This window comes from Protofrankia sp. Cj3 (assembly GCF_917627355.1).
In the GTDB taxonomy this organism is placed as follows: domain Bacteria; phylum Actinomycetota; class Actinomycetes; order Frankiales; family Frankiaceae; genus Protofrankia.
In genome coordinates, this window is record NZ_CAKJTR010000179.1 from 1 (window position 1) to 9418 (window position 9418).

At 63.9% G+C, this 9418-nt stretch carries 8 protein-coding genes; 5 read left to right on the forward strand and 3 right to left on the reverse strand.

Annotation, left to right across the window (positions count from 1 at the left end; genetic code table 11):
- The 5 genes from MJ783_RS19070 to MJ783_RS19090 all read left to right on the forward strand — a co-directional run.
- A partial coding sequence (locus tag MJ783_RS19070; protein ID WP_239312249.1) for an iron-containing redox enzyme family protein occupies positions 1-676 on the forward strand: 676 nt, incomplete at its 5' end.
- Entirely contained in the window at positions 673-2244 is a 1572-nt protein-coding gene (locus MJ783_RS19075) for a fatty acid desaturase (protein WP_239312252.1), read from the forward strand. The genes MJ783_RS19070 and MJ783_RS19075, both read left to right, overlap by 4 nt.
- Positions 2244-2984 carry a 2OG-Fe dioxygenase family protein gene (locus tag MJ783_RS19080; RefSeq protein ID WP_239312255.1) on the forward strand — a complete coding sequence of 247 codons (741 nt, stop codon included), beginning with the start codon at positions 2244-2246 and terminating at the stop codon, positions 2982-2984. The genes MJ783_RS19075 and MJ783_RS19080 overlap by 1 nt, the downstream gene beginning before the upstream one ends.
- A 5-nt stretch (positions 2985-2989) precedes the next feature.
- Positions 2990-3490 carry a GNAT family N-acetyltransferase gene (locus tag MJ783_RS19085; RefSeq protein WP_239312258.1) on the forward strand — a complete coding sequence of 167 codons (501 nt, stop codon included), beginning with the start codon at positions 2990-2992 and terminating at the stop codon, positions 3488-3490.
- A 155-nt stretch (positions 3491-3645) separates the two neighbouring features.
- On the forward strand, positions 3646-4512 hold the full coding sequence (locus MJ783_RS19090) for a ThiF family adenylyltransferase (RefSeq protein ID WP_239312261.1): 867 nt from the start codon (positions 3646-3648) through the stop codon (positions 4510-4512).
- A 128-nt stretch (positions 4513-4640) separates the two neighbouring features.
- Here the strand turns inward: MJ783_RS19090 and MJ783_RS19095 are convergent, their stop codons facing one another.
- The 3 genes from MJ783_RS19095 to MJ783_RS19105 form a co-directional block, all read right to left on the reverse strand.
- Positions 4641-7181 carry an ABC transporter permease gene (locus MJ783_RS19095; RefSeq protein ID WP_239312263.1) on the reverse strand — a complete coding sequence of 847 codons (2541 nt, stop codon included), beginning with the start codon at positions 7179-7181 and terminating at the stop codon, positions 4641-4643.
- Between the two features lie 3 nt (positions 7182-7184).
- Positions 7185-8150: an ABC transporter ATP-binding protein gene (locus MJ783_RS19100; RefSeq protein ID WP_239312265.1), complete on the reverse strand. Its 966-nt coding sequence runs from the start codon at positions 8148-8150 to the stop codon at positions 7185-7187.
- 258 nt (positions 8151-8408) lie between these two features.
- Positions 8409-9347: a RecB family exonuclease gene (locus MJ783_RS19105; protein WP_370651707.1), complete on the reverse strand. Its 939-nt coding sequence runs from the start codon at positions 9345-9347 to the stop codon at positions 8409-8411.
- Between the last annotated feature and the right edge of the window lie 71 nt (positions 9348-9418).

A 9418-nucleotide genomic window follows, 5' to 3' on the forward strand; every position in this document is an offset into this window, starting at 1 on the left:
CACCGCCAGGAACCACGAGCAGCCCGACTTCTGCCACTACCTCGAGCATGAGGCCAGCCTGCCCGAAATCGCGCTTTTCGTAGCGGCCGAGGAGCTGGTCGACGGCAGATTCGACGATCTGGTCGCCTTGGCCCAGGTAGGTCTTTCAGGCGCGGCAAAGATGACCATCGCGGAGAACTACTGGGACGAGATGGGACGCGGCGATCCGAGCCAGGTCCACACACGCCTGTTCGCCTCTTCCAGCGCCTACATGTCGAGCCTGCTTGCCGCCCACGGCGCCGGCATCGACGATCTGGAGTGCGCCGAAATCTACGAGAACGCCTGCCTGCTGATGTCCTATGGCATCCACCGCCATCTCACCCCGCGTGGCCTGGGCGCGATGGGAGTGCTGGAACAGAGCGCGTCGCCGCGCTTCGAGGCCATGGTCCGCGGTTGTGCTCGGGCCGGCGTGCCGGATACGGCCATCGAATACCAGCGCCTGCACATCCATGTCGACGCGGACCACGGGAAAGAATGGCTTGAGAACGTGCTTCTGGCGCTCGCCGGCACGTCACCGGCGGTCCTTCGGGAGATCTGTCTCGGCGTATGTATCCGGGTCGATGTGGCGGACGCCTATTATCAAATGATCTTAATGAGGATGCGCCGGCTGCGAACGATCATCAAAAGCCTGTCATGAGTGAACACGATGTTCCGGCGGCGCTGCTGGCCCGCACCCTCGTCACCCGGCAGGACGAGATGACCTTTCTGGGGCGCATCTGCGTCGCAGGCATACTCACCTCAATCGGCGGCTGGCTGGCGCTGCGGTCCTCTGTTCTCCCAGCCATGGCCGGCGTGCTGCTGCTCGCGGCGATGATGGTCCACTGGGTCGAGCTGGCGCACCAGTGCCTGCACCACAGCGCGTTCCGGTCGGCCCGTCCGCACCGCCCGGTCGGCATGGCCATGAGCCTGCCCTTCCTGGTCTCCTTCAGTCACTACCGGGTGCGCCACCTCCAGCACCACAAGAATATAGGCACGGCCGCCGACACCGCGTTCTTCGATTTCGACACCCGACAGCACATGACATTTTCATCATTTCTCCGTGAACTCCTCAACTATGGCCGGGTAGTGTCCGTAGCGCGTTCCACAGGGCAGTCACTCAAGGGAGAATGGAGATATTCCGGGGGTCAGATCAGCCCAAAGACGCACCGCTATGTCACGGCCGAGTACCGTATTATCGGTGCTTTCCTCGCTATCCTCGTCATCGCCGTGGCGCTCGGCGGTGGCCAGCTGGTCCTACGGCTGTGGCTGCTACCGTTCCTCCTTGCCACCCCGCTTCATTTCCTCATTGAGCTGCCTGAACACATTTACTGTGACAGCGATTCCAGGAATATTCTACGCAACACTCGTTCGATTACAGGCAGCCGCTTTTCCCGCTGGTTCACCAACAGCAACAACCTACATGTCGAGCATCATCTGGCGATGCTGGTGCCGTTACAGAAACTGTCGCCGCGGCATCCACTCGTCCAAGCCCACGGGACATATGTGCTCACCAGTTACCCAGTCTTCTACCAGAAGTTCCTGCACAGCCTGTCGCTTCGCCGCCGTCAGTCTCAGCAGGCGCCGAGGGAACCAGCTTTCTACCACGCCGGCTCCCTCGAACTGCAGCGCGAGTTCGGCACCGAACGGCTCGCCCAGCACATCGCCGACCGGTACGTGGCACCCGCCCTCTCCACACAGGATGTATCGATCATCGAGGCGGCGGACTGCTTCTACCTGGCCACCGCCGATGCCGACGGGCGGCCGGACTGCTCGTACAAGGGAGGATTTCCTGGTTTCGTGCGGGTAACCGGCCCGCACACCTTCTGCTTTCCTAGCTACGACGGCAACGGAATGTTCCGCAGCCTCGGCAACATCCGGGCCAACCCGGCGGTGGGACTGTTGTTCATCGACCCCGGAAGGCCGGTGAAGCTACGTATCAACGGTGCTGCCAGCGTCCACACCGACCCGGCGCGGACCAGTGAGTTCATCGGCGCGGAAGCGGTCGTCGAAGTCCGTGTACGGAATATCTTCGAGAATTGTCCGCGGTACCTGCACGACCGTGTGACCGGGCAACATTCGAAGCACTGCCCGCGGGAGAACTATCAGCCGCCGGACCCGGAGTGGAAGAAGAAGAGCGAGTACGACGGCATGGTACGGCGTTTCGACGACGCCGGCGCCCCAGCCCTGCCTCATGTCCTCGCAGACCCACCAAGGAGGCCACAATAATGGGACCGGTCCGCTCTGTCACCCGAGAGCTGGGTACGGTCGGTTACGCGCATGGCAGTATCGCCGCCGAGCTCGGGGTCACCGCCGCGCCGGGGTCGCCCTGGGACTCCTTCGCACAGTCCTGGAACGACCTGCCCTTCGACCGGTACATGGCCGACCACGGCCGCTACCGGCAGCGTCGATACGCCGAGTTCCACCTCGTTCCGGCCAGCGGCACCGTCGAGCTGCTGCCGCACCGCGCCTACACACAGACCACGACGACGAACTATCTTAACGGCGGGATTGAACGGCTTTTCGCGCCCATGCAAGCCGTAACAGCCAACAGCCCAGTGCTTCGTACGGCGCTCCGCTGGGCCTGCGGCGAGCTGCAGGCATTGACAGGTCACCCGGCCTGGTTCGCCCAGGTCTTCCAGAACCGGATCATCTGCGGCCCCGGACTCATCGGTAAGCCAACGCCAGAAGGCGCCCACCATGACGGTGTCGACTATGTCCTGACGGTTATGGTCGAACGCCACCAGGTGGTGGGAGGCGTCAGCGTCCTCTACCACGACAGTGATCACAGAAAGCTCCTGGAACTAGCACTCGACGAAGCGGGCGGATTTTTGTTCAACAACGACAAAACGACCCTGCACGCCGTTACGCCTATCAACAGCATCTCGCCGCCAACCGAAGGGCATCGGGATGTCCTGATAGCAATTTTTACCCACATGGAAGACGGCAAAATTCCACTGACGGGATGACAAATATGGAGATAAAATTCCAGGATCTGACACACGATGATGAGGACCTGGTCATCGAATTTCTCGTCGAACTCTACCCGACGGTGTCCGAGGCGGTCTTACGTAAGCGCTTCAGCACTATTTCCTCCGCCGGGTGGCACTGCACAGTGGTGCTCGTTGACGGTATGCCGACCGCGCTCGGGGGCTACTGGATACAGACCCGCTTCTGGTGCGGGCGTTACATGTACCTTGATCACTTCGTGACTCACAAATCACAGCGTTCGCTGGGGGTCGGCAGAGCGCTGCTCGACCACCTCCTGCAGCTGGCCCGCGACGAGAACTGCGAAACGGCCTGTTTCGACTCCTTCATCGCCAACGAAAGAGGGCAGAAATTCGGGCATCGTGCTGGCTTCGAAAACGTCGGGCTCCACTTCGTCCTGGACCTCACCAAGCCCACGGCCTTGCCACTGGCAAGCAACACAACCAAGTCCGCGGCCCCACTGTGGGCAGGGAACAGGACGTTCTGAGCTACCTTGCGGATACTCGTTGATCCGTGCATACGGCGCCGCGGACCCGGTGCCGTACCCGCCACGTCAGGCAACGACACTCCACCCGGCGGCCTTGACAAGCGCGTCCCGAACACAACTGTCCACAACCTTCACCTGATGATAAGGCCGAGATCATGACCGATCCGACCGCCACGGCGAACCCCTATGCGCGTGACGTCCTGTTCAGCCGGATGCTGGGAATCATCGACGAGACCGAACTGAAGACCCTGGCCACGAAGACAATCGCGGTGCCGGGCTGTGGCGGTGTCGGTTATACCCATGCCGAGACGCTGGTACGCATGGGGGTCGGCGGGGTGCACATCGCCGATTTCGACACCTTCGGCCCGGAGAATTTCAGCCGCCAGTTCGGCGCCACCGTGCACACGGTGGGAGCACGTAAGGCGGACGTGCTTGAGGAACGTCTCCTGTCCATCAACCCGGAACTACGGATCCGGAAGATCGAGGGCATTTCCAAGAAGACGGTCGACGAGTTCCTCGACGGTGTCGACGTCGTCTGCGATGCCTTGGACTATTTCGTCATCGAGCCACGGATCATGGTCTACGGCGGCGCCCGAGAACGATCGATCCCGGTAGTCATGTCCGGCCCAGTAGGCTACGGCGCGACACACCACTACTTCGACCCCGAGGGCATGGGCTTCGCTGATTTCTTCGACCTCACTCCGGACCTGAGCGAGCAAGAAAAAATCACAAACTTTGGTCTGGGGATCGCGCCGCTGGCACTTCAGGACAGCTACCTGAAAAACTCCGTCATCGACTTCGAGGCCCAGACAGGTGCCGCGGTCAGCAGTGCGTGCCTGCTGGCCACGACGCTCAGTACGACGTCCGCCTTCGCGCTGCTCCTAGGCAAGGAGATGTTCGTCAAACCGGTACCCTATATCTACCATATCGACTATCTCGTCGGACGTTTCGTCGAACATCATCTGACGGGTGGAGTGCGGAAACTGAAGGAACGCATGGCAGCCGGCGACACGCCCGTGTAGAAGCGTCCTGGCCGCAGGCTGCCCTATGACGTCATGCATGTCGGGCAACCCGTGGGATCCTCTGTCTGTGTCATCGCGCCACTAGGGCGGCACGATGACACAGACAGACAGTCCTATTGCCGGTCGCTCTAAGTCGTCGCGATTGCCCGCAGGATGTCCATCTTCGCGGCCCGGCGGGCTGGGAAGATGGCCGCGAGGACGCCGAGCAGACCGCCTATGATCACGACGGTGACGATCGTCCCCAGCGGGTAGGCGAACGCGTTGATACCCTGATCCTTGAGGGCAAGGGTCAGCGCCCAGCCGAAGAAACTACCGACGGCGACCCCGAGCACCGCTCCGAACACGGCGATCACCACCGCCTCGAGCCGTACCATCCTGCGTAGCTGGCGTCTGCTCATGCCGACGGCGCGCAACAGCCCGATCTCCCGGGTCCGTTCGATGACGGAGAGAGCCAACGTGTTGACGATCCCGAACAGCGCTATCACGACGGCTAGCGCCAGCAGGACGTAGACGAAGCCCAGCAGCTGGTCGACCTGCTTCTCCTGCTGCCGGACGAACTCGGACTGGTCACGCACCTGCACGTTGGGATACGACCGAGTAACGGAGCTGATTTCATTCCTCACCTGGTCGATTTTCGCGTCCGAAGCAATCCTGACCATGACGAACATGTCGAGGTCGGAATTGTAGTGTCGGCTGAACTCACTCAGGGAGACGAGGTACTTGCCAGCTACCTGGCTTTTCTGGTACGTCCCGGCGAGGGTGAGCATGGTCGGGCCATCCGGGAAAAGTACCGGAACCTGCTGACCGACGGCGAACCCGTCAGCTGTCACGGTGTCACTATCCATGATGATGGTCCCGTTGCCAAGCTTGGTGAGATCCCCGGTCACCTGGTGCAACGCGAGCAGCTGCGGCAGGGCGACCGGGTCACCCGCCAGGAGCGTCGCCTTCTTCCCCTTGATGTCAGCGATGTCCGACCGCAGCCCCGTGACCAGGTCGATACCCGGCCTGCCCCGCAGGGAACGGGCTATCTCGGGGCTGAACCCCTGGCCGAAGCCCGAACCAGCCAGGTAGAAGTCCGCACCGAGACTGTTACTGACCGTTTCTTTGACTGAATACTTGATAGATGCGCCGAGTACCGAGAAAGCGCTGACCAGCGCAAGGCCGATCATCAGCGCGGATGCCGTCGAGGCGCTGCGGCGCGGGTTACGCATCGCGTTCTCGCGGCCGAGGCGGCCGGTAGCACCGAACACAAGGGGGAGGGGAGCGCCGATGAACCTGGTGATGGGCCTGGCAAGCAGCGGAGAGAGGGTGGCGATACCGAGGAAGCACAATCCAGCACCGATGCCGACCAGCGCGGCCCCGGACTTCCCGGTGACAGCGGTCAGCCCGTATACGAGAAGAAGCGCGCCGATCCCGCTCAGGGCGCACCCAGCCATGCCACGGATACGCAGGGAACGCGTAGGCAGGACGAAGGTCTCGCGCATCGCGGCCACCGGCGGGACCGACGCGGCTTTACGCGCGGGAATGAAGGCGGCGACCGCCGTGACGACAATTCCGACAGCATAGGCGACGATCACTGTTCGGGGCCGGAAAACCAGCCCTCCGCTGGGCAGCGACACCCCGAACGCCGCGATCGCCACTCGCAGCAGAAGGGCCAGCACCGCACCGAGCAGCAGCCCGGCAGTCGCGCCGACGAACCCGACGACGCCCGCCTCAAACTGGACCGAAAGCCGTACCTGGCGCCGGTTTGCGCCCAGCGCCCGCAGCAACGCAAGCTCCCGGACCCGTTGGGCCACCAGCATCGTGAAGGTATTGAAAATGATGAAGGCACCCACGAAAACCGAGATTCCCGCGAACACCAGCAAAAACGTGGAGAAACCGCCGACGGCTTTTTGTACCGCGTTCGCGTTCTCATCGGCGAGCTGTTTGCCCGTGATCGCCTCGACGCCCGCGGGCAGGACCCTGGCGATCCGATCGCGAAGCTCGGTCTGGGACAGCCCGGCGACGGCGGCGACTCTGATCGAGGTGAACTCGTCCGGAGCCAGCAGCACGCGCTGCGCGGTGGGGGTGTCGAAGGCGATCACCGTAGCACCGCCGACGCTGTCCTGCCCGGACACCCGAAACGTCCCGACCAGGGTGTAGACGGCGGGCGTGCCCTTGGTCAGCACCGTCACCTGGTCGCCGATCACCAGCCCCGCCTTGTCCGCGCTGCCCTTGTCCACGACGATCTCCTGGCCGTGCGGCTCCCGGCCCGAGGCGATGTCGACCGCGGACAGCGGCGTGCCACCATCCCAGCTGGTGCCGATCCCAGGCGCGCCGCCGGTATCACGGACCTTGCCGGTGCGGGGGTTGACAAACACGGCTGTTCCGTCAACATCGCCGATGGCCGCCCGGACACCCGGCACGCCTTTGATCACTTCCAGTAGGGAGCTGGGAACGGGCCGGTTGGGGCTGTTCCCAGCGGAATCATCGTCCACTGCGTTGATCGTCCGAACCGACACGCTGATGTTCTTGGTGACGTTGGCGAACAGCGTGTCGAAGGTGTGGTTGAGGGTGTCGGTGAGCACCAGCGTGCCGGTGACGAAACTGACCCCAGCCACGACCGCAAGGGCGGACAACATCAATCGGAGTTTGCGGGCCAGCAGGATCTTAAGGGTGGTACGCAACATTGTTCAGGCCCTGCCCGCTGGTCCGTGGCCGGTACTTCCGTCCAGGGCCGCCGGTTCCCCATCCGGCCAGGCCTGCCCCGCGGCCTGGTCCACAGCTTGGTCCGCCCGGCCATCCTCCCCCATATCGGCCTTCTGCTGGAGCTGGTCGAGGCGTTTCATCCGCTCAAGAACGCTTTCGGCGGTCGGGTCCGGCATCGAGTCGACAAGTTTTCCGTCAGCGAGGAAGACAACCTCGTCGGCGAAGGAAGCCGCGGTGGGATCGTGGGTGACCATCACGACGGTCTGCTTGAGATCACGCACGGAACGCTGGAGGAACGACAGCACCTCAGCTCCGGACCTGGAGTCCAGATTGCCGGTGGGCTCATCCGCGAAGATGATATCCGGCCGGGTGACCAGCGCGCGGGCGCACGCGACCCGTTGCTGCTGGCCGCCGGACAACTCGGACGGGCGATGTCCCAGGCGTGGCGCGAGGCCGATCGCATCGATCACCTGCCGCATCCATGCCTGGTCGGGCCTGCGGCCCGCGATGTCGAGGGGAAGCGTGATGTTCTCCGCGGCGGTCAGTGTCGGCAGCAGGTTGAACTGCTGGAACACAAAGCCGATGCGGTCACGGCGAAGGTGGGTGAGCTGCTTGTCCGACAACCGGGACAGATCCACATCACCGACGAAGACCTGGCCTCGGGTCACGGTGTCAAGGCCTGCCAGGCAGTGCATCAGAGTCGATTTCCCCGACCCGGACGGCCCCATGATCGCGGTGAACCGCCCGCGGGGAAAAGAGACATCGATGTCACGCAGCGCGGTGACCGCGGTCTGCCCGGATCCATAGATCTTGACCAGCCCGGCGGCCCGCGCCGCGGGAACCACCTCCGTTCCCGTACCGAGCCCGCCGTGGGCCGGATTCGAGGAGGCCACCGGCCTGGCGGAAGGAGCGGACGGATCAGTGCCGGAAGCCCGGCCCGCTCGGCTCATGAAAAAAGCTCCCTTCGAAAGCCACGGTGACGCCACCTTTGGCCGATTATGCGCAAGATTCTGTCCGGTGGATCATCAATACCACCGCGATACCGCCGTCCCCGGTACTGTCCCATCCGCGCCCGCCCGTCCTGTCAGCCGCTTCACCGCTGCTCTGGCAGAGGTGGATCCGCATTGTCGGCAGACGGCAGAAGAACCGAAGATTCGCCTGCCGCGGACTTCAGTGAATCCCCGCCGAGCGTCGCTGTCCCCCCACTGTCAGCCAGCTGCCTCAGACACCGTCGGCGCGGGTTCATGGGCGCCCGCGCCGCCCTCGCTATCGGATGCGGGCAGCGGTGGTGGCGTGCCACCGAACGCCGGGCACCGGGACTTGTGATCACACCAATCGCACAGTCTGCTCGGGGTTGCCCGCCAGTCACCTGTATGGCGTGCCCGGCTGATCGCCGACCACAGCGCGCCTATCTTCCGTTCGGTCGCCCGCAAGTCCGCCTCATCGGGGGCGACCCGCAGCCAGGTGCGGTCTGCCAGGTAGTAAAGCCGCAGTTCACGAGGGACCACACCGCGGATCCGCCAGACCAGGTAGGCGTAGAACTTCAGCTGGAACAACGCCGAGCCCTCAAACGCCTGCCCCGGCGCGCGCCCGGTCTTGTAGTCGATGACCCGTAGCGCCACCCCGTCCGGGGTCGTCGCCTCGTCGAGCCGGTCGATATATCCGTGCAGGCGTACTCCGGAATCGAGCACGTGCTCGATGTAGAGCTCCCGGGCGGCCGGCGCCAGGCGGGCCGGATCCTCCAGGCTGAAGTACCCGGCCAGCAGCGCCCGGGCCGAATCCATCCACACCGCCCGCTCGGCGTCGTCTGTGAACAAGCCGGCGAGTTCTGGTTCCCGAGTGAGCAGATCACGCCAGGCCGGCTCCAGCAGCGCCTCGGCCGTGGTGATCGTGCGACCGGGAGGGGGATGATCGAACAGCCGTTCCAGCACGGAGTGGACGACCGTTCCGCGCACCGCGGCCGAGCTCGGGGGTTCGGGCAGCCGGTCGATCACGCGAAACCGGTAACGCAGCGGGCAGTTCATGAAGTCACCCGCCCGCGAGGGCGAAAGCGAACCGACGACGCGGACCTGATCCGGCGAAGAATGATCATATGGAGACGGAGTCTGCCCACCGGATGTGCCGGCAGCCCCCGTGGAAGGCTTCATGGCTGTGGACCATAAGCCGCCGCTCCGACAATCTCGCCGACGCCTTGGGCGGCAGCCCGCTCAGCCGGGGT

Excerpts from the sequence above, each read along its gene's own strand:
- MJ783_RS19075 (WP_239312252.1), top strand. The coding sequence starts at position 673 with ATGAGTGAACACGATGTTCCGGCGGCGCTGCTGGCCCGCACCCTCGTC.
- MJ783_RS19080 (WP_239312255.1), top strand. The coding sequence starts at position 2,244 with ATGGGACCGGTCCGCTCTGTCACCCGAGAGCTGGGTACGGTCGGTTAC.
- MJ783_RS19085 (WP_239312258.1), top strand. The coding sequence starts at position 2,990 with ATGGAGATAAAATTCCAGGATCTGACACACGATGATGAGGACCTGGTC.
- MJ783_RS19090 (WP_239312261.1), top strand. The coding sequence starts at position 3,646 with ATGACCGATCCGACCGCCACGGCGAACCCCTATGCGCGTGACGTCCTG.
- MJ783_RS19095 (WP_239312263.1), bottom strand. The coding sequence starts at position 7,181 with ATGTTGCGTACCACCCTTAAGATCCTGCTGGCCCGCAAACTCCGATTG.
- MJ783_RS19100 (WP_239312265.1), bottom strand. The coding sequence starts at position 8,150 with ATGAGCCGAGCGGGCCGGGCTTCCGGCACTGATCCGTCCGCTCCTTCC.
- MJ783_RS19105 (WP_370651707.1), bottom strand. The coding sequence starts at position 9,347 with ATGAAGCCTTCCACGGGGGCTGCCGGCACATCCGGTGGGCAGACTCCG.